We start from the raw sequence: 24,096 nt of genomic DNA, 5'->3' as shown, positions 1-24,096 counted from the left end.
TTAATACGCTCCCTTTTGAAACAACACCAACAGGATCGTCTTAAAGAGAATATAGAAGTCAAGGCGAAGGGATTGGTTGTATACATAATGAAGCTCCAGATCTTTCCGCTCCGGATAACCGACGTTGCTTCGGCCCTTAATCTGCCAATAGCCGGTTACTCCAGGCTTGACGGATAAGAAGTCGAAGGACTGCTCCCCATACTCCTCAAGCTCTTCATAGATGATCGGCCGAGGACCTACTAAGCTCATCTCCCCCCGCAATACATTTATCAGTTGGGGCAGCTCATCCAAGCTCGTTCTTCGAATAAATTTACCTATTCTCGTAATCCGAGGATCTTCATCCCCTTCAAGCTTGTAATTGTTGGCTACGTACTTTGCGAATAGTGGCTTGTTGTCCTTCAATATTTTCTCCGCGTTATGGACCATGGATCGGAACTTTAACATTCCGAACATTTGATACTGATGTCCAATCCGTTGTTGTTGAAACAATACGCTACCTTTAGGATCGCTAATCTTGATGATCACCGTGATCACTAGGAATAGGGGAGCTAGCAATACGAGTCCACTAAATGCCCCTATAACATCTATGATTCGCTTGGATATGTAATGTAGTGGAAAAGCAGCCTTGATCGGCCGAGCAGCCGCCCTGATTGTACCCGGCCATTCTACTGAGTCTAATCTCATTTTCTCCATATTTGTTCCCATGCACTCACCTTTCTTTTCCTATCAAAATAAGAACATCACCAGCCAAAAAGATACAATAAGTATCACTTAATGAAAAGATGAGTGCGCAAGCTCTCTTCGTACACCTAACTTTAAGCTACAATATGTATCGTGTCAAGATTAAAAAAAGCCTTATTTAATCATGTTTTCGAATAATATCGACTTGTTTTCAAAATAAAATAAGAGGTATTGATACAATTAGTGTCATTGTGTTATGATACGAATTGTTACATTTAAATAATGAGGATTTGAATGGAGTTCATGATTTGGAAGGAGTTTGTTCCTATGAAGATATCCCTGGTTCTATCGACTTTGGATAGAGTGGAGCCTCTTGAAAGGTTCTTTCATGGCTTGCGAAGCCAAAGCTATCGTAATTATGAAGTCATCATTGTCGATCAGAATGAGGATGATCGTCTTACCGGCTTAATTAAACAATATGAATCGGAGTTCACGATTAAGCATGTTACTTCTCCGAAAGGGCTTTCCATTGCACGAAATAATGGGCTCGAGCACAGTGAGGGGGAGATCATTGCGTTCCCGGATGACGATTGCTGGTATTCTGCCGAAGTCTTACAACAAGTTGTTACTTATCTCAGAGCTCATCCTGAAATGGACGGAATAAGTGGACTTTGCAGAGACGACAATGAAACCGTGATCGGAAATCCATCCCCTACAGCGGGGACGATCAACAGAAGATCCGTATGGCGAATGGGGATTTCCTGCGCCATCTTCATTCGCAGGAATCTGATTGAATCCGGCATACGATATAATACTTCGCTTGGCGTAGGCTCAGGTACTCCATTCGGCTCCGGCGAGGAAACTGACTTCTTGCTTCAAGCCATTGAACGCCATTTCCGAATTTACTATACTCCCGAACTGGTCATCGGTCATCCCGCTCCAATGTTGATCTATTCAGAGCAGCAAAACCGCAAAGTTTACGCTTATGGTTGTGGATTTGGACGTGTGCTTAGGTTGAACGCTTACCCGCTTCACCAGGCACTGTACTTTTTTGCAAGACCTCTCGGTGGCATAGTCGTTTCGTTATTACAATTTAATAGAAGAAAAGCGATCTACTACTACAATTCGTTGTCGGGAAGAACGAAGGGGTATTTCTCAATTCAGTAGAATAGTTTTTCTTGGTTTACGGAGAATTGGAGGATCAGAGCGCACCATGCGGACGAAAAGAGCGATTCACAATTTTGCTACAAGTGTACTGATGCAATTCACTGCATTTTTACTAGGTCTTATCATGCCCCGGCTATTCATCTCAACTTACGGTTCTGAGGTTAACGGAATGATTTCTTCTATTAGAAATCTCCTTGCTTATCTCATGATTGTAGAAGGTGGAGTCCGGAACGCTTCGATCTCTACCTTATATACCCCCTTGTCCAACAAGGATCAGGGGGCGGTGAATGGAATTTTATCCGCTTCGAGAGTTTTATTCAAACGCGCCGGCTATATTTTCCTCGTGTTAATAATCGTCGTGTCCGTCTTGTATCCCTTTATCATATCTAAACACGTGGACCCCATCACTTCTCTTCTTATGGTGCTGCTGCTAGGAATGACGAGTTTGGTGGATCTAGCGCTCATCGGGAAATATTACGTACTTCTAACCGCAGATCAGAAAGGCTACATATTTACTTACATTCAAATGATAAGCATGGTGTTAACTGCCGGGATTAACATCATCTTGATCTACTCTGGCTTTAGCATTGTTGTCGTGACCGCCGCAGCAATCATCGTCATTGCTTTAAGAGTTGCGCTGTTAAGGACCTATATCTATAAGAGATATTCGAGCTTCAATTATCATTCGGAACCTAACAAACAAGCGATAGGACAACGTAAAGATGCTTTCGTTCATCAAATTACCGGCTTGGTGATTGTTAATTCGCCGATTCTACTGATCACATTATTCTGCGGACTAAAAGAAGTAAGCGTATTTGCCGTGTACAGCATGGTTGTATCCGGAGTCATCACTTTAATATCGGGCTTATGCGACGGAATGCTGGCTGGACTTGGAGATGTTATCGCTAAGAACGAGAGCTCAATACTCAAGAGAAGCTTTGCTAGCATAGAATTTTCCTACTTTCTCATTATCTCCTGCTTATATACAACAACGTTCCTACTATTGATTCCTTTTATCAAACTCTATACTTCGGGTTTTACGGATGCAAATTACTTACGGCCAACTCTGGTCATAATGTTCATTGTCGTAGGAGTGCTACAAAATGTTCGTGAGTTATTCAAAACGGTTGTCTACGCTGCTGGTCACTTCAAGCAAACAAGGAATCGCTCTTTGATAGAAGCAGGAATTAACGTAGTGATGTCCATCCTCTTTATTTACCTTTTCGGAATGGAGGGGGTTCTCCTCGGGGCGATCTGTTCTTATACCTACCGAACAATTGACTTCGTGAGGTATGCGTCCATTCACATCCTCAAGCGTTCACCCCTGTTGACCTTACGTAAGGCATTACGCAATGCCTTACTGGCCTTGATCGCGGCTGTCCCGCTCTTGGTCATGCCGATCGGGGCAGCCAACCTATTCCAACTTTTCTTATGGGGAGTAACTATTTTCATTTGGTCTTTTGTCATCATTTTTGGCGGTAACGCCTTACTGGAACGAGATGCAGCACGGGATATCGTGAATCGTGTCAGAACGATGGTGAGCTCTAAGATCAGGACAAACCAACAGATTTCTGAACATTAATACGATTCTGACTAATTAAGAAGGTGATGAGCATGAAAAGAAAGACTTTAGCCATTATCGTTAGTGGATTAATTGTTCCAAAGTGGATATATGATACCCTCTCAAATCTCGTAGCAAATCCGGGGCAAGATGTTCATATCGTCGTCATTCCGAACCATCCGGTTAAAGGGATATTCTCATGCGACGGTATGATCGGAAGATCCATTGACAAGCTTCCTTCCAAGATCAAGAAAGTGCTCGGCAAAGGGAACAGGAACGCCTTCAAGCCGATGGATATCCGTCATCTCACGGAGCGAACATCTAGGGAAAATAATACCCGATATAATCAAATCGATCAGGTACTTTCCTTAATCGGTCCGTTGCCTGAGTTGATGCTTACCAATCTTAGGACACACCAGTGCGGCATCGCAATTTTAACCGTTCAAGCAGCCTACTTAAATTCACCTCAAGATCTGAACAACTTTGACTATACGGAGCCTGGTAGCGGACTTGCGCTGTTCGAATACGAAAGCGTCTACGGTGTCTTCGCGCAAGATATTAGTACGACAATCGCAAGATCCAATAGCTGGATATTGAACAATCTTTGCTCAGTTCTTCCCTACGTCATTCCTGAGCTCTTACATAAGGCACTTTCCATTAGTTCAGAGCATTCAAAACAAAAGAAGCTTGGAGGTTCAGTTAAGCCTCAACAGCATCCGATCAGCATCTCCCCCAGCTTAGATCGAAACCTAAAATACGCGATCGACAGATTCAAAGCTCCTCCGAAGTGGGAGTTAATGTACGCCCAGCGAAATATGGACCTCTACGACCTATCCTCCTACCGGCGATTGCAGATCCCTCTTTATACGGAGTGGGCAGATCCCTTCGTAGTTAATCATGAGGGGAAAAGTTATGTATTCTACGAAGACTATCCCTACCGACTATCTAAGACAGCACATCTATCTGCAGCGGAAGTCCGATCCGACGGCACTCTGAAGCTTTACGAGAAAATTATCGTCGAGCCCTTTCACTTATCGTATCCGCAAGTATTTCGTATCGAGAATCAATATTATATGTTGCCAGAAACGAGCCAAGATCGCTCTTTACGACTCTATCGCTGTCTAAGGTTTCCTGATCAATGGACACTTGAAAGACGACTAATGCAAGGAAAAGACTGCGCGGATAGCACTTTATTTTATTCTGAGGACCGCTATTGGCTATTTACAAGCCATTCCACCGGGAGTGAGGGCCATAACTCGAACCTATATCTGTATTCCACAACCGATTTGTTCGCGGACGAATGGACCTCCCATCCCCAGAACCCGATCCATACGGACATTAGGCGCTCAAGAATGGCTGGCCCGATTTATGTAAAGGACGGTAAGAGATACAGGCTATCCCAATACTCAGAACATTACTACGGAGAAGCAATTAACTTCAATGAAATCATCGAGCTTAACGAAAGAACCTATCGTGAGAAGCCAGTTAGTCGCCTAGGACCTTCAGAAGATCATCAGATTGCCGGCATACACACCTATACGGAAACAGAAGAGTTTCGATTTGTAGATGTATTAAGAAAACGATGAAAGAGGTGATATCAGATGAATGAAACGATTGGCGTTGTCGGATTGGGTTATGTAGGTTTGCCATTAGCGAATGCATTTGGTGAGAAGTATACCACAATCGGCTTCGATACTAATGAGCAACGGGTTAATGCGCTAATTCAAGGAATTGACCACACCGGTGAAGTTGGATTGGCGGAACTTAGAGCTTCCCGGATTCAATTCACGACGGATCCTACTCGACTAGAGGAATGTAGGTTTATTGTCGTCGCAGTCCCTACTCCAATTGATCATGCTAAGAAGCCAAATCTAACACCTTTAATTAAAGCATCAGAGACAGTCGGCAATCATTTACGAAAGGGGACGGTCGTCGTATACGAATCCACCGTCTACCCTGGCACAACTGAAGAAATTTGCATTCCAATTCTGGAGCGTCATTCTGGATTGATAGCAGGTAAGGACTTCAAAATCGGTTACTCGCCCGAACGCATCAATCCCGGGGATAAGCAACACACGTTCAAAACGATTACGAAGGTCGTATCCGGTCAGGATGAGGAAAGCTTAGAATTGATCGCCGATGTTTATGGCTCCGTCGTAGACGCTGGGATCTTTCGAGCAAGCTCAATCAAAGTAGCTGAAGCGGCTAAGGTCATAGAGAATACACAGCGTGACATCAACATAGCTTTAATGAACGAATTAGCCATTATTTTCGAACGATTAGGTATCGATACCACGGAAGTACTGGAAGCATCCAGTACAAAATGGAATTTTCTGAACTTCAAGCCTGGTCTAGTCGGTGGACACTGTATCGGTGTCGATCCCTATTACTTAACTTATAAAGCCGAAAGTGTCGGGTACCACCCCGAAGTCATTCTCGCTGGTCGCCGTGTCAACGACAGAATGGGCCAATATGTCGCCACAACCCTTGTTAAGCAGATGATTCTGAGAGACATCCCTGTACAAGGCTCCAAAGTAGCGGTATTAGGGCTGACCTTCAAGGAGAACGTTCCTGATATTAGAAACACGAAGGTCATCGATATTATCAAGGAATTAAAGGATTACGGAGTAGAGGTTAACGTGATCGACCCTTTCGCCAATGCTGAAGAAGCCATGCAAGAGTATGGCATTCAACTTAAAACGATGGAGAGCGTTTATTGCTCGAACGACGCCGTCATCGTTGCTGTACCGCATAATGAATTTGTTTCCATGGGTTGGAATGGCATCGTATCTTTGCTCAGGAACACCCATGGGATCGTCATCGATGTGAAAAGCACACTGAAGGTTGATGGATGCCCGAAGAACATTACCCTTCGCCGCCTCTAGAGACCTTAGGATTCGGAGGAATAGAGATGAACCACTTTGACAAGATCAAGATTTTATACGTCCTCCCCCAATTGATTATCGGGGGCGCTGAGAAGCAGGTATTGGAAACCATAATGTACTTGGACAGGAATATCTATGAAGTTTACGTATGCTCCTTAAGCCGCGACAAAATGAGCTTAAAGGAACAATTTATTAGCGCAGGTGCGCGCGTAATCGATATTCACAAACGCTCGAAATACGATTTAGCAATCGTATGGCGATTATCTCGATTCCTCAGACAACATCGAATAGCAATCGTACATTCCTATTTGAATAATGTATGGGCCAGAATTGCCGGAATCTTGGCGCGCACTCCAGTCATTATCGCTGCGGAAAGAAGCGTAGATAGCTGGTGGAAATCGAGCTTCCACCTGTTTGTCGACAGTGTATTGGAGAGATTTACTGATCATATCCTCGTTAACTCGGAAGCCGTTCGGAATTACTATGCCAAGCATTTACGGTTTGCCAATAACGGCAAGATCAAAGTCATCTATAACGGAATCGATGTTAACCGATATGCCAATGGTATTCCTCCCGAGGCAATGAAACAGCAGCTCGGTATCGATGGCAATCAGATCACCGTTGGCATCGTGGCCAGTCTGAAGGAGGTCAAGGATCATTGGACCTTCTTCAGAGCGGCGAGACTTATTCTGGATCAAGTCAGCAACGTGACATTCGTGATCATTGGTGATGGAGAGTTGCGGGAGAGGCTACAGGAGTTCACTAAGCAGCTGGATATCCAGGATCAAGTCCGATTTCTTGGTCTGCGCAATGATATTGCCGAGTTGATGGCTGGGATCGATATTAGTGTGCTCTCTTCCATCCAAGAGGGGTTTTCCAACTCGATCCTCGAAGCGATGGCTGCAAGCAAACCTATGGTAGCTACGGATGTGGGTGGCAACGCGGAAGCTGTCGTCGATGGCGAAACCGGATATATCGTCCCTTCTGGAAGAGAGGATCTATTAGCAGATGCTTTACTGGAATTCATTCGAGATGAACGGAAGAGAAGTGAGTTTGGCGAGCGAGGACTCAAGAGGGTCAATGAACACTTTGGAAGAGAAGATCGATTTCTAGAGTTGCATGAGTTATATGTTCAATCGCTTCAATTGAACGGAAAATATACGATGAAACAGGAGAGATCCCAATGGCAAAATGTTTAGTTACTGGCGGTGCAGGCTTTATCGGATCAAATTTAGTAGAAGCTTTACTTGCAGCCAATCATGAGGTTCGCGTGCTAGACAATTTCTCAACAGGGAAAAGAGAGAACCTACAAGAGTTTGGCAATCGAATCGAATTATTCGAAGGAGATATCCGCGATCTTGAGCTATGTCAGATGGCAGCGACCAACATGGACTACATCTTCCACCAAGCCGCTATAGGATCCGTTCCACGATCTGTATCTAGTCCTCTTCATTCCCACGAGAATAACGTGAACGGCACGTTGAATATCCTCATAGCTGCTAGGGATAATCATGTCAAAAGAATCATACTCGCTTCCTCATCTTCTGCCTATGGAGACAGCGAAGTAATGCCTAAAGTGGAAACGATGAATGTTCTGCCTCTATCCCCCTATGCGGTTACGAAGTTAGTAACGGAATTCTATGCTTCGGTCTTTCATAAGGTTTACGGCTTGGAAACCATCTCGCTGAGGTACTTTAACGTATTCGGACCCAAACAAGACCCTGATTCACCTTACGCAGCCGTCATTCCCAAATTTATCAAATCTCTCCTCAACAACGAAGGCCCTGTCATTCATGGAGATGGCGAGCAGTCTAGAGACTTCACATATATCGATAATGTCGTTCAAGCTAATCTAAGGGCAAGTGAAGCTCCAAGTGACGCCTGCGGTAAAGTGTATAATGTTGCTTGCGGCGATCGGATTTCTATTAATGAGCTATACGATAAGCTATGTCTAATGCTTGAAAAAAGCGTAAAGCCGAATTATGTGGAAAAGCGTACGGGAGACGTTCAGAATAGTCTGGCCGACATTGGCTTAGCGACGACCAACTTAGGTTATTATCCGGATGTTACTGTAGCACAGGGATTAGAGAGCTCCATTAAATGGTACACACAGCAACTCACTCGTGTGGCATCCTATTAATTTTGGCTAGTTTGCTCCGTTAGGGAAATCAAAAAAATGTCTCCAGTCCCTCTGCTAAGAGGTTACTGGAGACATTTTTCTTTGCTTTAGAGAGGTTCCACGATCAGGTTGTCCCATCTGGCTTTTACAGAAGGAGAGCCCAGGATCGTCAAGTAAAATCCGACACCGCGAGAGGAACCAAACTGTGCGAACAATTCCGGAGAGAGAGTATGATCTATGATGAGAACATCATCCTTGAACACCGAGATGCGATTTCCTCCCGCTCTGATCCCGATTTTGTAATACACACCATTCATTAGTGGAATATTCTTGGACGCGAGCACAACCGTTCCTGTAGAGTTGTCCCTTTTATAGAGCCAAATCCCGTCGTATTGCAACTGTACACGCAAGTAATCAGTCGCATTGATATGATGAAAAGTAATTCCAGGGGAGTAGTAATTCGAATTACTCGTGTGATCCCCTTTGACTTTGCAAGAAACAAAAAAATTTGCTGACCCGACGTCAGATATCGCAACTGCTAGGTTCGTCGACTTCTGTTCGGAAACATTATACGCTTCGTTGCTTATGATTCCCCAAGTGCCGTTATACGCTGTCCAAGTCTGACCCGTATTCGCAGTCCCCATCGAGGTTACGCTATCCGCGCGATCGAACAAATCATAGGCTAGCGTACGGTGCGCTGTCGCAAGCACCCCAGTATCTGAAACCGTGAGAGTAAACGGTACTCCACTTGGAGAACGAATGACGCAACCTCCAATATTTCCGCTCAGTTCCGTTTCGCCAATCGGACAATTCATGGCGTTCGAGAGGGTTCGATATACCGTTTGGGCGATATACCTGTAACCGACATCTCCCGGATGAATGGCATCACTGCCAGAGCCTCCGCTATAATCCAGGGGATGAATTCCGTACAACCCTTGCACGTGCGCGGCTTCATAATTAGAGAACCAAGCCTGATACCCATCGATAAGCGCGCAATCGTATTGGTTCGCCAGTTCATACATAACCGCTACAAAGTTAGGCCAGCTTCCCCAATTTCCCCAGCCTTCGCCTGGAGGTTGCGTCACATATAGTAGCACCGGCGTTCCTGTCGCTTGAAACCCACTAATTATCGTACCCATATGCGTTTTGAAAGTGCCCGCTACGTAATCCTCCACATCATTAGCACCTAGTGCAAGGATAACCAGATCTTGAGGGGCTTTCTGCCATGAGGCAGCCGGATTGTTAATCGCCCAATCGTTAGCGTTCCAGCCTTCTATTCCGACACGGCTTAAGAGAATACTAGGGAAATTTTTCTCGACGACTATCCCTGCTGTATTGAAATTGCCGCTAGTCGCACGTATTCCTATCGTATGAGTGCCCGGTGTGACAGTAAACGAAAGCACTCGAGGAGTATCTGAACTAACCGAATTGTCACCAATGTTAGTCTGTACGGCTACTCCATCTACATAGACGCTGCATTTTCCGCCGTTAGAGCCGTTGCAATCCATGTACAGCAAAGTGAACTTACTACAGTCCACGTTCATATAACGGATTTCATCACCACTAGCATGTCGAATATATTCCCCGCAAAATCCCCCGAGTACACGTGTACCCGTAAAAGGTAAACCAGTCGAAGCCGTTACAAACTGTACGCGTTTAGGCTGTCCATTCAACCCGGATGCCGCATTCGGCTGACCAATAAGCGGACTCCCTTCCCGAGCTGCAATACAGCCAATTCCTGCATCACCATAAGCTTCTGTGATCAGTGAGTATAACTGGGCGACCCATGATTGGGTCGTCTCATTTGAGCTGTATACTCCTCGAGTAATGGAATCCCCTAGGCATAGAATACGAGTTATTCCTGTCCGGGTTTTCGCTTTCACCGAAACATTCGTAATGGCCGACAAGTTGTACCCGAAGTCTTGCGTGGGCATTAGTTCAGTCATCATTCCTCATCTCCTCATGGTCTTGTTAGCGCAGCGGCCTGTAATGTAACGTTGCCATCTCCATAGTCCTCGTGCAAGGTATAGGTTACGATCAAGCTTTGTCCTGCGCGATTTCCTTTATAAGAAATGGTGTACATCCCGTTCTCCACATCTGAGGCATTATCTATAGAGCGATCTGACCCTAATATCGTCCCATCGCTCAACGCTACCGTTAGTTCCCCCTGCGCTCTGTACGCACCCACATACAATTTCAGTATTTGCTCGGTTTGATCGGCGGGAAGCTGAAGCTTAAACCCATTGCCTTCACCTGGAGCGAACAGACCCCCATCGTTCTTGACATCGTTAATCGAATGAGTTCCATTCACCCAGCTATATTGAATGTAATTGTCCGAATAGGGCACGCTCTTGCCTAGTATCGTATATTGGATTTGTTGAGTCACTCCGTTCTTACGGTCAACCTTTGCCCCCCAATGCACCCAATCCGTCTTCCCTTCATCCGATAGATGAACATGATTAGGAGTTGCAGCTATTCGGTAGGGCAATTCGGGCTCAGTGATAGGCAAACTATTCGTTCGCTCATGACGAGATGGTGTCCCAACATCCTGAACTAATCTAAAGCCGATAGTCCCAGAGCGGTCTCGTCCCGGTGACATCAACAAATATTTGCTATGTTTATTCAGCTCATAAGCTTGTGGAAAATACCATTTGGAGCCTTGAGGCGAATAATAGCTTCCCCCACGTAGCACGGCTGTGCGAGTATGCTCGTCCGTATATTCATCCGTCCATTGCCATACGTTTCCGACAAGATCCATAACCCCGTATGAACTTGCCCCTAGAGGATGCGCATCAACCGTATCGGGTGAAGTCAACGAGCGACCTTTAGCTGGAACAGGGACCACAGATGATTTGAAGATATTCCCCCAAGGATAAAGCCGGCTGTCCTTGCCTTGGGCCGCTAACTGCCATTCCCATTCATGTGGCAATCGCTTCCCTTTCCATTGCGCATATGCCCGGGCATCTTCGATCGAAATCCATACAACTGGCTTGTTTCCCCAGCCGGCTGGGTACGTTCCGTTCACCCAATGCTTAAGAAAGTTATCACTATCGTTCGGCTTATATTTCGTGGCAACGATAAATTCCCTAAATTCGGAATTCGTTACATTATATATATCGATATAATAGGGTCTAATCGTTAACATCTGCCGATGGCTTCTGGAAGGCTGACTTTCCCATGGATATTGAACATCATTCCGATACTCCCCTCCCTCGATTTCCGTTCCGATCACCTCGAAGTCGTACTCTCCGCCTGGAATATAAACCATTCGACCAGGTGTACTAGACGCAGGCACTGTCGGTGGGATAAGCGTTATCTTCTGTGGAAGGAAGGTAAGACTATCGGAATAACGACTCAACGGCTTTTGGGAGTAGCTCTTCATCAATGGAATAAATTTCGTAAAGAAGTCTTTAGGCAAATCCAATGTCGATTCATAAGATAGAATCGCGCCAAACCCACTACCTTCTATTTCAAAGCTCAATGTAGCGCTCGTTCCCTGGATTGAAGGGATTAGCTGCTCTCCATGCCATAGATCGAAATAGGTTGTTCCAGGCTGATAGGGAACTTTGATTTGATTCCCGTTCAGATTCCCGTTCCCCCGATTCACCAATGTCCACAACACTAAGTCGCGATCGACGTCGGGAAATTTACTAGCAAACACATCCGATTGCTGAACCGTTGGTGTAAACGGCTCCCACTCTGGACTCGTCAAAAGCTTCGCGAACTTTCTTTCGATTGTCGCGACTCGCCGGATGGCTTCCATATCCCTATCGGTCATCTGGTTCCAGATTCCCCAAACATTTTCCCAGGTTTCCAGCCCCACCCCGTTGAAAAACGCAGATTGCAGCATTCCGATTTTGTTGGTGGACCAACGAGAATTGACATGAACCATTTGTCGAGGCTCAAGCCATTTATTCTTGCTGACATATGGAATTTTAGAATCCGACACGTCCGTGCACCAATACCCCCAGCTCATCGTATTGTGAGATACCCCTTGCAGGTTGTCCTCCAAGCCCTTTTCCGGCTCTAACGCGAGCGCTTTGCCCAAGGCAAGACCTTGATCCCAATAAGTTCTCGGCAATTCATACATCACATCGCCGTTAATGCCATCTGCACCTATATCCACTAGTAGCCTCGTAAGTGCCTCACTATAGTCCTTATGGATGCGGGTTCCGTTATCCCAAGGATATATCGGAAACAGCACCCTCACATTGCGTTCGTGAAAGTCCGAGATCATCCGTGTTACACCGTCGATCCCCCCCGGCATCCCACGAATCATATCCACTAAATTACGGTCATCAATTCCAATGTTCGGATATCCCGGCCATAGGAGCACAGAATCAATTCCACCATATCGGCTATTGACGTCATCCAAATATTTATCCACCGTATATCGGTCAGTGATTGGATCATAGAAGTACGTATCCTCGATCATCAGTTGCGTTTGGATCAAGCTGCTCTGAGTCCATTTCAAATCTGGTCTTACATAAGGGGAATTGGGGCTGGATGGATCGTAAGGGATGGAGGCGAATTGACTATCTCTCCACTCCTTCATCGCCTGTAGCCAATTTGAGAATTGAGAAGGCTGCGAAGGACCTGCAATTTGTTGTGGACAGGTTGTTGCATCCAAGCTATATGCATAAGAGTTCCCGTTATGGAGGGGAAGTGCAGTAATAAGGAGGACAAATAGGCTAACAATAATCTTCATGAGTTGACCTCGACCTCTACAAACGAGCATCTCTATCTCCCCTATCGCGATCCCATCTGTTAGTTGAAGCTACCAACCTTCATTACGTAATCGGTAATCATAAGCGAATTACTAACTACTAATATTAATATAATTAAGCTCAATACGACTTTGCCGAACTGCTGACGATTTTTGAAGAGATCATTAAAGATCAAAGCAAGCGATATTAAGAATGCCCATGCGAAATAAGAGGTATACAAGACAAACGACTGTTCCACCACGCCCCACCCAATAATTCCGATTAACAATAAGGATATGAATACCCAATAAACACTGATTAAAGCTAACCTAGAACGTTTGAGCTTTGAGAGGCTAAGGCAGGATAATAAGAAAATCGTAATTCCCAGTACATATTGAAATCCGCTTGCTTCACCGGAGGAAATTATTCCATCAACGATGAGAGAATCAGGCGCAATGAACAGGGAAGGAATGAATTGAACATAATAGAGTAGCTTGTCCCATTGGGTAATACTTTCCCCGTAAGCATATTGCGAATATGCGAACAATTGATGGACTGCACTTAAGAGCTCATACAATTGTCCGAAAAACACGATCACGCAAAATGTTGCAAACATCATCTTAAACGCCTTTACCAAGTAGCTTCTCCAGTCAGCCTTCTTATCGAACACCACAAGGGGAAGCATTGCGAATGACGACGTTAGAGTTGAACCTGCTACCACTAATGCTGATCTCCCATCTGCTCTTCTCACGAACAAATAGACGAAAATAACGAGAGTAAACGTAGATAGTGCATATTGCTCAATGGTCATTGTGAAAATAAATGTGGAGAATGAAACCAAATAAACGACCGCAAAGAGCCTGGCAAAGGATAAGTTCATCTCCTTACTCAGCATTTTCTTAATCAAGATGGCGCTAATCGCGAACATACCCGCTTGTCCGATCGAGATCAAATATCCATAAATGGTTTCGAATGGGATTGGAGCCCCCGACGATTCAACAAACAATTGAATGACATAGGCTAGCGGTGTACAAATCATAGATAGCGGAAAACCGATAATTCCAAACAGTAGCTGCCTAAAGTCGTTCTCCGACGAATTGGGGGTAGTAAATCCGTCAATCGGATACAGCAGTTCTGCCGTATCTGTATTAAAGATGACATCTCCGGCTATGCTCCCATCACTCATAGGGAAAATAAAAGCACTTGTTCTAAGCAATACAATGAGATTAACAATAGCAAAGAGAATGATGTAGCCATAAATCAGGGAACGATCAAACAGGTCCAGCTTCTTCCCGAAGGAGATGAGTTTTCTTAGATACTTACTAACCAGTACATACCACAACATAAAATAATTAATCGTCAAAATCATGATCAACAATAAGAGAAGCCCCACAACTACATAGGTATTAGTAGAATTCGGTAAGAATCCATGTAGCGTGCTCTTAATGCGACTACAGTAGGCAAACAGAGACAATGCGGTCAGAACCAATACGAGCTTAAAGTGACGAAATCTTAAAAACTGCTCTTTGTAGGCCTCCCAATCCAACTTTCCCAGAGCATAATACGATATTCCGAAAATAATCAACACACCTGAAGGCAACGAAAGGAATAAGTAGCTAATATCTGTAAGAGAATAGATCGCTGTAAAAGAAGATAGTAGACTGGCCATTATTATTCTCTGTGATTGTTTAATCAAATCAGTGAACCCCCATTTCATCAGGCCCTGAAACTGCCAAGACTATAAATATATTGAACGATATGATAGGCATTGAATAGGAATACGACCAGGACCAAACTGATTAGTACGCTTTTCCCGGCGAAGATATGCTTTGCGAATAATCTAGCATATCCTAATGCGAACAACACGAGGAATGCCCAGCCAAAATAAGAGGAGTAGAGGATTAAAGATTTCTCTACCGTTCCCCACCCCACAACCCCTAATAGTAAAAAGGAAATGAGTACCCAGTACATAGAAGCCAACGTCAGACGTGATTTCTTCACGTACAACAGGTTGGAGAGAACCACAAGGACAATCATTGCGCTTAATGCATTGTAAAGCCAATTCGCTTCACCAAGCCTTAGAACATCTTGGACAATAAACGTCGCTGGCGCGATAAACATGGATGGCAAGAATTGATAGTACTGAACGATCTTATCCCACATTGTAAGACTTTCACTGCTCGAGAATTTGGTCAATAAATGAGTCACTTGGTCAGTTCCTTCCATGAGCTCATAGAGCTGACCGAAGAATACCAACGCGAATACTGTCAACAACACGATATGAACTGTTTTCATCAAATAAGTTTTCCAAGTCCCATTCCTCGATTCGAATACAACGAGAGGCAGCATGGCGAACGACGAGGTTAACGTTGTGCCTGCTACGATGTATGATAGAGTACCACTTCGCTGATTCACATAGAAATATACAAAGACGAGCAAGGTTAGAAGAGATACCGCATACTGCTCAATTGTCATCGTAAAGAGGAGTGTAGAAAACGATGTTAGGTACAGCAAGGCAAATAGATTCGCATACGTTTCATTCATTTCTTTATGTAACAGACGCTTGATTAATATTGCACTAATAGCGAAAAGAAGGGCTTGTGCTACGCTGATTAAGTAGCCATAGATGATTTCGAAGGGAATTGGAACTTGCAACGAATTGAGAATAGTGTGAATGAAATAGGATATCGGAACGAAAATCATTGCAAGCGGAAACGCGACAATTCCGAACAACAGCTGCCTAAAATCATTTTCACTCGTATTTGGTGAGGAGAAAACATCGCGTCCATCCAGGAGCTTCGCGCTATCTGTCGAGAAGATCACATCGACTAAATAATTGCCATCAGGGTCCACCGGATAAATAAACGCGCTTGTTTTTAGTAGTACGAGCATACTCACTATCGCGAAGATAGCAACATACCCATAGATCATGCTTTTCTCTGTTCTGCTTAATTCCATTACCGATAGCATTATTTTTTCTAAATACCGCTTCATTAGCAAGTACCAAAGAGTAAAGAAATTAACTGTTACGATAACGAATACTATGACTACTGCAGCAGCGATTAAAAAGGTATTTCCGGTTTTGTCGAACGCTGTTTCAAGCGTTGTTTGGAACTGTTTCATAAAGGAGATGACAGACAGAATCGTACAGGTATAAATGGTTTTTCTATATTTGTATTGGGGAAAATCCTTCAATTCTTTAATGATGTCGAATTTCTTCAACAGCTGGAAGATCACAATGAGTACAAGACCGACCCCGATTGGAATGGGAAGAATCCCATACTTGCCAGACACAACTAAGGAATAAACCGCAGTGAAGGACGCCAGCATTGCTGTAATCATAATTCGGGAAAGTAAAGTGTATTTCATACAGTCCTCTCATTTCCATCCATTTGGTATTTTATAACGTAATACAATGCCGAAATAATCCCAATATGTAGCCATAAGTAGGGTCTGAGTATGTTTTGATTAAATTGCAAGATGACCAATAAAGCAGAGAGTGAGTAGATTAAGCTCAACAAAATGTGCTTCATTTCATAGCTTGTCTTTTTTATCAGTTTGAGCGGAGCGCAGATGATCAACCCAATGTAAATGACAAAAGGGATAAAACCAAAAACTCCACTCGCTGCAAGAACCTCAGCAAAAATCGAGATTCCTTCATACCTCTTTGCATCACTCTGATCCAACACTCTAACTCCATTTAGCTCCCCGATAGCAGGAGAAACGCCACCTAGACTATATCCAACAATCGGACTGTTGGTAAAAACTGTATAAGTATCATCGAATTGCTGCATTCTCCCGATGGATGAATGAGCAGCCGTTCCTTGCAAACCAGTTCCGTTCAAAATAAAATTCAAGTTTTGAAATCCAAAGAGAAGCTGGTAACCCATTATCGATAAGGAAATCAGAAACAAGATACCGAACAATTTAATGTTTATTCTCCCTTTGGTAAATATCCCGATCACAGATTTAGTTAATTTGAATGCCACAACACCTGCCATCAGCATCCAGCCGATTCTTGACGTAGTAAGAACCATAGCGCCTGAGATCACATAGAACATTATTTTTAGGTGTTTTTGCGGTATCAACGAAATTTGGAAGTGGGATAGGTAGTACACCATAACCCAACCAATAAATAAATAAGTAGAGAAGTAAGAAGGTTCATACGAGAAACCATTCACTCTTGGAAATCCTTCCTTAAACCACTGCTGGATAAAGAGATTAATGCCCAAGACACCTGCAGCAAATTGGATATAGCTGAATGCGGACAAACAAACAAATGAGTAAACATAATACCTATACAGCTTTAAAAATTTCTCCCTGGTATCGAATAACGCGAATGTAGAAAGTATCAAAAAAACATTAAAAATATGCCAAACAAAATATCCAATATTTCGTGTTAGGTATGTGGTGTTGTTTATAAATAAAAGTAAAAACACTGTCCAGAAAAACAAACTAACAAATCCAAGCGGCAGTCGCTCTTTTTTCACAATAATAAAGACTACAGCACCTATCCCCATAGGAATTGACAAAAAAATTTGCGACAGACGAAACGTGAAACCACCAATGGCCACGGATAGAAGATCGAACGATATCGTAAATACTCCACAATAAAAGAGAAAATGAACCATTTGAATTAAGCTGGACTGGATCTTGCCTTCAACTCTCGAATCAGGCGTATAAGCAACATTCATTCCCATTTTCCTCGATTCCAGATTCGGCTGCTTCTTCTATGCTGTATTCGCTACTCTTAATAGTAATAGACATAATCATTTTTCGTTCTCTTTTTGTTGTTTAAGATAACCCCAATGACATTCGCCTTTACATGTTCAAGCTTCGCCAGTGCTTTCTGCGCCGCTTCCCGTTTCACCCCGCCATGTTTAACAATAAATAAGACTCCCTCGCATTTAGAGGAAAGGACCATGGAATCGGAAACGGCTAGAATAGGAGAAGAATCAATAAGAATGATGTCGTAAAGCGGCTTCAACTGACTTAACAATACCTCCATGCTTGAAGAGTCAAGAAGCTCCGCTGGATTAGGTAAGAGCTGTCCCCCTGGGATGAGATTCAGATTAGGAATTAAAACATCCATAATGACATCTTCGATCTTACATTGGTTCACAAGTAGATTGCTTAATCCTAAGCGATTGGAAGCATGAAAAACTCGATGTAAAGTCGGGTTTCGCAAATCCGCATCTATGAGTAACACCTTTTTCCCAGCTTGTGCATAACTGATACCTAAATTACTTATCGTTGTGGATTTCCCCTCGTTCGGAAACGTAGATGTCACCATAATAGTCTTAACTTGCTTCTCTACGGAAGCATAATGGATATTCGTGCATAAAGATCGATAGGACTCTGTGATCACGGATTTTGTATGAAATTGAGGTATCAATTTATACTTGTTGATTGATACTGACATGAATATTGTCACCTGCCCTGTTTTTCTTTAAATATACCTTGTTAATTTCTGATTTTTTTATTTTTGTAATGACACCTAGCGTAGGCTGACGGAGATATTGCAGAACGTCTTTTTCTGTTTTGATCGTATCGTCGAGATATTCCCAGATCATTACAATTCCTACGGAGCACATCAGTGAAAGTATGAATGCAATTACTAGCTTGAAGATTAAACCATGCGATACTGGAGCAGGTTGTTCCGTCATTCTTGCTTCACTTAATATTGTTACATTATCTACATTCATAATTTGCGGAATTTCCCGCTTAAACATTTGAGCGATCGCATTAACCGTAATTACCGCCTGTTCGAACGATGTATCACTCAGAGAAACATTAATAACTTGTGAACCAGAACTGGATACCACTTTCACACCAGATACGAGCTGATTAACATCTAAAGTAATATCTGGGTGCTCCAGCAACACTTTATCCAAGATAGCAGTCGATGCAATAATTTCTTTATATGTCCCTATTAGCATCATATTGGAACTGATTTCGTTGGAATCCGGTACCCCCAAACCTCTATCATGATTCACACTTGTCACAATGAGCTTTGTACTAGCTACATATACAGGTTTAGAGTAGAGATAATGATACGTGACAGCTATTCCACAAATCATCACAACAACACCACAGATGAACCAAATCCTCTTTGCCAAAATCCTGAAAAAATCCTTAAGCTCTAGCTCCATAATGTTTCTTCAATCCCTTTCAATGAAACATATTGTATCATTCCCATCTTTAATTTATGATACATTTAGTAACATGTCAACACTTTTTTGGTTTAAATATTAGTAGTTCCCATCGCCGAAATGCAAAAAAAATAAGCAATATCGCTTATTTTTACGGTCAGTTGAATATTAATGCCTTATTTAGCAATCCAACCACTACTCCCTGTCCCACCCGACTCCTTCACATAAAGCGTTTTTTTCGAGCCGCCATCCGTTCTCATATAGATTGAACCCACGCTTGCACTTACTTTACCGCTAGGATCTCCCTTACCAGAGTAAATGCCAGCACCAGATTGATATACTTGCGGCTTCAGTTCCCCTAACCTGCCAACTTGAAACACCGTGCGTGCAGCAGAAGGCGTGCTATTGTAAGGAACCGCTTTAATCAGCAGAGCGTTGTCTCCACTGTCGTACATCGAAATATAGGGAGAATCAATACCGTCCCTGGAATAGAAGCCATAATTTGCGACATGATAGACATCCGGGTTCTCCGTAAGCATCGCCGTAAACGCATTTCCATTGCTATCGGTTCCGCTTTTATTATCAAGTGCGCCATTTAAGCTCCGTATATACATGGATCCCTTCTTCAGGTCATTACCTACGCCTGCAATATTAATGAAGCCTTCCCCTTTGATCGTTCCGCCTTCCATTTTAATCCCCAATTGTACGTCACTGTTCCACCCTTCGCCAACAATAAATAGGTTACTCTTCTCTAGAAGCACGTTTCCTCTACAAACCATTCCAATGGCACTCTTGCTTTCATCCAACCATAGAGTCCCTTGTAAGATAGAATGATAAATATAGATCGCTTTCCCGGTAGTCCCCCCCAAATCAATGCCAATTCCGCCCGATGGAACATTAATCATAAAATTCCTTAGCCGAGTATATCCAAAGCTATTTGTCCCGTTCTGCCGTTCAAATTGTATACCCACCTTACAGTCTTTAATGATCAATTCATTGCTGAAGGTACCTTCCGCCCAATAATTTCTATTCGTGATTTTAACGCCTACACCGTTCACATAGTTCTCAATTTGGAGATGATCGAGTTCGAAATCGAGTGTGTCTACAACTTCGATAGCCGCAGCATTCAATTTGTCATTTCCTCTAATTGATAAATTATAAACTCCTGCTCGTTCAGAATAGTCTTGGTTTGAGATCATCTGAATCGCAAAGTCATTCGATACATGATCGATCAGGGTGCAGGATATACCAGATCCTACAATCATAATGTTGGGGTACGTGATTAAACCTTTATCCAACCGATATACACCACGCGGTAGTTTGACGACCCCCCCGCCCTTAGAACGACAATCATCGATGGCCTGCTGAATACCTTTAGAAGAGCTTGTCTTTCCAGTAGGATCAACTTTATAATCAGCCGGATAAACAATCGTTTGGGTTGAATCATCCATGAGCTTCACACCTTTCGCTATCTTTTATACTCATTTAATTGTATTCAGACCCAGCAATTCTGGTATAGATGAAAATCCAATTATTTAAAAATAGTCATAGACTTAAAAGTTTCTTTTTTGTTTCCACAGAAGAGGTGACCACCAACGTTTAGTCCGATGAGGGATAACAGGTGTTCCTCTATCAATAGCCCCCCCATGGGCCAATTGCTGCGCGTTCGCACGTAAGATCTCCACTCTATCGTGACCAAGCTCCGATTCTAGTAGCAAATAAGCTTCACCTAATCTAAATCCCCGCTTATTAAGATCATGAGCATCGGATGCCAGTATATGAATCCACCCATTTCTCGCCATTAACCATGCTGCTTGTTGTACAGATTGTCCAAAGTGGCCAATTAAAGAAGGGGCAGTTAGTTGAAATAGAACTCCCAACTTTATTAATTCATAAAGCTTTTCCGGTTTTCGAATAAAAGGAACATGGCGTTCTGGATGAACGATGATAGGAATATAGAGATTAGCTATTAAGACATTTATAAACGAATTCAAGCTTTTGGGAGTTTGACGGGATGGAAGTTCCACCAATACATATTTGCTATCTCCAAGTGTTTGAAGATCGCTCGCTTCAAAGTCACTTCTATGATGGATACCCAAATGATACTCTTGCCCTACCCAGACCTTTAATGGAATATTGGCGACTCCTAATTCATTGTTCATTTGATTTACTAATGATCTAATCTTGTCTGAACGATTAATATAATTCCCTTTGCCATGATGAGGCGTCGCGATAATTTCCGTTATGCCATGTCGTATAGCTTCTCTAGCCATTTCCAACGATTGATCCCAATGATCTGGTCCATCATCGCACATGGGAAGAATATGACAATGCGTATCAATCACAATAATCGCCTCCGGATGATACTTTTATATATACAATTTGTATTATTTTTTTCAAACTTAAGATACACTGAGCACAGATGTCAAGTTTTTCTCTTTTTTGCAACAAAAAAAAGATCGCCCCAGTGAAGCGCCCCCCCTTAGACTGAACCATTGCAAGAACGAGAACTAAACCTAGGTAATCCTCCTAAGAATGTGGTATAAGTCTTGAAGGAACCTTTAACTACATATCGACTTCCAGCAGAACCCAAAATTGTAGGTAATGTATTTTTCACATAATCTCCTTGATTGTAAGGACCACTTGTTGGCATAGAAGGCCTATAACATGTTTTTTTACTGCCTTGGTATTGTTAGTCATAATATAGCACCATCCTTATTCAGTAATGATCTTACTACCTCACTACCTTGACTAGGGATCAAAATGAGTTAGTTGTGCGCAGTAGTTTAAGGAGCATCGATAATGTACGAATTATAGAAGCCACGCATGTCTGAATCAAGCCCTGCTGTAGCTACAAGTTGTTTCGTATTAACTAATGAATATACCGACTTCTGCTACGATCCTTGCCCGTTTAATGATACTCAAAAAGACATTTAGTAACCAAATCAAATATTGGTGAGACAGGAATACTCCTGACTCACCAATTTTCTGAAGTTTATATAATTCTTAAAAAATGAGGAGTTACGTAAGTGAACCTATCTACTTTCCAGACGATCCTTTCTTCTACCTTTATCATTATAGTTCCTATGCCGTAATATCTCGTTTCCGGAACACCGTCCAGGATATCAAGTTAAATATGGCAAAGTAGGCAGCAAGAACCCCTAGGGAGAAGCCTAACGTCATCGGATGACTCGGAATAGGTCCGGTTCCCCCATCCATGTAGGAAGTGAGGTCGAGATGCATGAACAGTACATACTTAACCCACACCTTATCCGCCATAGCGAACAAGCCTGTGATGATATTGCCTGCGAAGAGGAAGCCGATGGATAATCCGATTGCTAGACCACTACTACGGAATGCGGAAGACATCATAAAGCCGAATGTAACAATGATAATCAAAGTAACAAATTGGTACAAGTAATATTGCAGGACATCACCCCAACCTACTATCCCCGTCGACACTATGCCTCCAAGATCGTTAGAATCAGAAGTAGACCCGAATAATGCCAGATTAATGAGCATGGTAACAATAAAAGCAACAATCGTAAAAAATAATGCAAACATCATAGTCGCAATATACTTAGATAGTAATATAGCCGAACGACTCCAAGGACGAATTAATAGCAGCTTTATCGTGCCACGCGAAAATTCGCCTGCTACAGTATCTGATGAGACAACGACAGTAAAGATGATAATGAGACTAAATAAAAAATAAGATTCCAGCATGATTAAGGGCCAACTGGTCGTGTCGTCATCTCCACCTGCAAGAAGTACGACTAAGGATACGAGAATCGGAATTAGCACAATAAAGCTAAGCATAATCCAAGTACCTACACGGCGGTATATTTTCATATTCTCATTTTGAATAAGCTTGATATAGTTAACCAATCGTTTCACTCCCCGTCATCTCGAGGAATTGGTCTTCCAACGACTTCGTCTTCACACGAATTCCGTAGATATTAATTCCTGCTTCTACCAATCGACGATTGATAGCCGCAATCCCCGCACGATCAGAAGACAACGTTAGCAGGCCATCACTAATACGACCCGAGCCCTGACCTTCAAGAATGCCTAACGCTGCATCCGGATGGTCCACGTCAAATTGTACTTCTTCCAATGTGGGCTTACTTCCAACACCAGATTCCCCTCTAATAGAGCGGACATCTATGATCTGACCCTTCTGCAAGATCGCTACTCGATCACACATCAATTCCATCTCGGATAACATATGTGAGGACACGACTACGGCCGTTCCTTCATCTCTAGCTAACAAGCGTAAATAATCCCTAAGCTCACGTATTCCAGCAGGGTCCAAACCATTCGTCGGCTCATCAAGCACTAGGAGCTTAGGTCGATGCATAATCGCCTGAGCAACACCTAGTCGCTGTCTCATTCCAAGAGAATACTTCTTGACCTTGTCGTGAATGCGATCTTGAAGTCCTACAAGCTCGATAGCTTCCTGAATTCTTTCCTTCGTAATAGAAGAGTTCATCCGAGCATAGTGAAGCAAATTCTGATATCCCGTTAGAAACTTGTACATCTCCGGATTTTCTACAATTGCTCCAACTTGAACAATTGCTTTAGGAAAGTCCGTGCGGATACTGTGACCCCCAATATGAATATCTCCAGAGGTCAATCCCATTAATCCTACCATCATTCTTATCGTTGTCGTTTTCCCTGATCCGTTCGGACCCAAAAAGCCAAAAACTTCGCCCGGTCGCACCTCAAAGGACACGCGGTCGATAATCGTTCGTTTGCCGATAACTTTAGTTACATCCTGCAAGCGAACGATAGGAGCCTGTGACATGAATTCCCCTCCGTCTAC

The 24,096-nt window shown here is 43.2% G+C and carries 18 protein-coding genes; 6 read left to right on the top strand and 12 right to left on the bottom strand.

The features are described 5' to 3' along the window. Entirely contained in the window at positions 1-684 is a 684-nt protein-coding gene (locus M1K58_RS11535) for a sugar transferase (RefSeq protein ID WP_372339152.1), read from the bottom strand. 324 nt (positions 685-1,008) lie between these two features. Here M1K58_RS11535 and M1K58_RS11530 point away from each other — a divergent pair, with 324 nt between their 5' ends. Genes M1K58_RS11530 through M1K58_RS11505 form a run of 6 tightly spaced genes read left to right on the top strand, consistent with a single transcriptional unit; the run spans position 1,009 to position 8,434 of the window. Next, a complete protein-coding gene (locus M1K58_RS11530) occupies positions 1,009-1,848 on the top strand; it encodes a glycosyltransferase family 2 protein (RefSeq protein WP_256758994.1) in 840 nt (279 codons plus the stop codon). A gap of 46 nt (positions 1,849-1,894) precedes the next feature. Beyond that, complete coding sequence (locus M1K58_RS11525; RefSeq protein WP_256758993.1) at positions 1,895-3,430, top strand: lipopolysaccharide biosynthesis protein; 1,536 nt, start codon at positions 1,895-1,897, stop codon at positions 3,428-3,430. Positions 3,431-3,462: 32 nt separating this feature from the next. Further along, the gene (locus M1K58_RS11520; RefSeq protein ID WP_256758992.1) at positions 3,463-4,995 is read left to right on the top strand and encodes a glucosamine inositolphosphorylceramide transferase family protein; all 1,533 of its coding nucleotides are present in this window, start codon (positions 3,463-3,465) and stop codon (positions 4,993-4,995) included. A 15-nt stretch (positions 4,996-5,010) separates the two neighbouring features. Further along, entirely contained in the window at positions 5,011-6,294 is a 1,284-nt protein-coding gene (locus M1K58_RS11515) for a nucleotide sugar dehydrogenase (RefSeq protein ID WP_256758991.1), read from the top strand. Between the two features lie 26 nt (positions 6,295-6,320). Then, the gene (locus M1K58_RS11510) at positions 6,321-7,493 is read left to right on the top strand and encodes a glycosyltransferase (protein WP_256758990.1); all 1,173 of its coding nucleotides are present in this window, start codon (positions 6,321-6,323) and stop codon (positions 7,491-7,493) included. Beyond that, complete coding sequence (locus M1K58_RS11505) at positions 7,478-8,434, top strand: SDR family oxidoreductase (protein ID WP_256758989.1); 957 nt, start codon at positions 7,478-7,480, stop codon at positions 8,432-8,434. The genes M1K58_RS11510 and M1K58_RS11505 overlap by 16 nt, the downstream gene beginning before the upstream one ends. A gap of 86 nt (positions 8,435-8,520) precedes the next feature. Here the strand turns inward: M1K58_RS11505 and M1K58_RS11500 are convergent, their stop codons facing one another. From M1K58_RS11500 to M1K58_RS11450, 11 genes are all read right to left on the bottom strand, one after another. Then, positions 8,521-10,362, bottom strand: coding sequence for an SGNH/GDSL hydrolase family protein (locus M1K58_RS11500; RefSeq protein ID WP_256758988.1), 1,842 nt, complete (start codon positions 10,360-10,362; stop codon positions 8,521-8,523). A gap of 11 nt (positions 10,363-10,373) precedes the next feature. After that, positions 10,374-13,121 (bottom strand): formylglycine-generating enzyme family protein, encoded by a 2,748-nt coding sequence (locus M1K58_RS11495; protein WP_256758987.1) that lies wholly within the window; start codon positions 13,119-13,121, stop codon positions 10,374-10,376. 59 nt (positions 13,122-13,180) lie between these two features. Further along, positions 13,181-14,815 (bottom strand): hypothetical protein, encoded by a 1,635-nt coding sequence (locus M1K58_RS11490; protein ID WP_256758986.1) that lies wholly within the window; start codon positions 14,813-14,815, stop codon positions 13,181-13,183. Positions 14,816-14,835: 20 nt separating this feature from the next. Then, positions 14,836-16,488 carry a hypothetical protein gene (locus M1K58_RS11485; protein WP_256758985.1) on the bottom strand — a complete coding sequence of 551 codons (1,653 nt, stop codon included), beginning with the start codon at positions 16,486-16,488 and terminating at the stop codon, positions 14,836-14,838. Further along, positions 16,485-17,819, bottom strand: coding sequence for a hypothetical protein (locus M1K58_RS11480; protein WP_256758984.1), 1,335 nt, complete (start codon positions 17,817-17,819; stop codon positions 16,485-16,487). The genes M1K58_RS11485 and M1K58_RS11480 overlap by 4 nt, the downstream gene beginning before the upstream one ends. A gap of 50 nt (positions 17,820-17,869) precedes the next feature. After that, positions 17,870-18,541: a CpsD/CapB family tyrosine-protein kinase gene (locus tag M1K58_RS11475; protein WP_256758983.1), complete on the bottom strand. Its 672-nt coding sequence runs from the start codon at positions 18,539-18,541 to the stop codon at positions 17,870-17,872. Further along, positions 18,516-19,271 (bottom strand): YveK family protein, encoded by a 756-nt coding sequence (locus M1K58_RS11470; protein WP_256758982.1) that lies wholly within the window; start codon positions 19,269-19,271, stop codon positions 18,516-18,518. Before M1K58_RS11470 ends, M1K58_RS11475 begins: the two co-directional genes overlap by 26 nt. Positions 19,272-19,447: 176 nt before the next feature. Then, positions 19,448-20,722: a glycoside hydrolase family 55 protein gene (locus M1K58_RS11465; RefSeq protein ID WP_256758981.1), complete on the bottom strand. Its 1,275-nt coding sequence runs from the start codon at positions 20,720-20,722 to the stop codon at positions 19,448-19,450. A gap of 102 nt (positions 20,723-20,824) precedes the next feature. After that, positions 20,825-21,616 (bottom strand): tyrosine-protein phosphatase, encoded by a 792-nt coding sequence (locus M1K58_RS11460; protein WP_256758980.1) that lies wholly within the window; start codon positions 21,614-21,616, stop codon positions 20,825-20,827. Between the two features lie 739 nt (positions 21,617-22,355). Continuing rightward, the gene (locus tag M1K58_RS11455; RefSeq protein ID WP_256758979.1) at positions 22,356-23,168 is read right to left on the bottom strand and encodes an ABC transporter permease; all 813 of its coding nucleotides are present in this window, start codon (positions 23,166-23,168) and stop codon (positions 22,356-22,358) included. Further along, entirely contained in the window at positions 23,152-24,078 is a 927-nt protein-coding gene (locus M1K58_RS11450; RefSeq protein ID WP_256758978.1) for an ABC transporter ATP-binding protein, read from the bottom strand. The genes M1K58_RS11455 and M1K58_RS11450 overlap by 17 nt, the downstream gene beginning before the upstream one ends. Positions 24,079-24,096: the final 18 nt, after the last annotated feature.

Origin of the sequence: Cohnella sp. WQ 127256 (assembly GCF_024519285.1) — a bacterium.
Lineage (GTDB): Bacteria > Bacillota > Bacilli > Paenibacillales > Paenibacillaceae > Cohnella.
The sequence above is the reverse complement of the archived record's forward strand: the minus strand, read 5'-3'. Positions and strand labels throughout refer to the sequence as shown.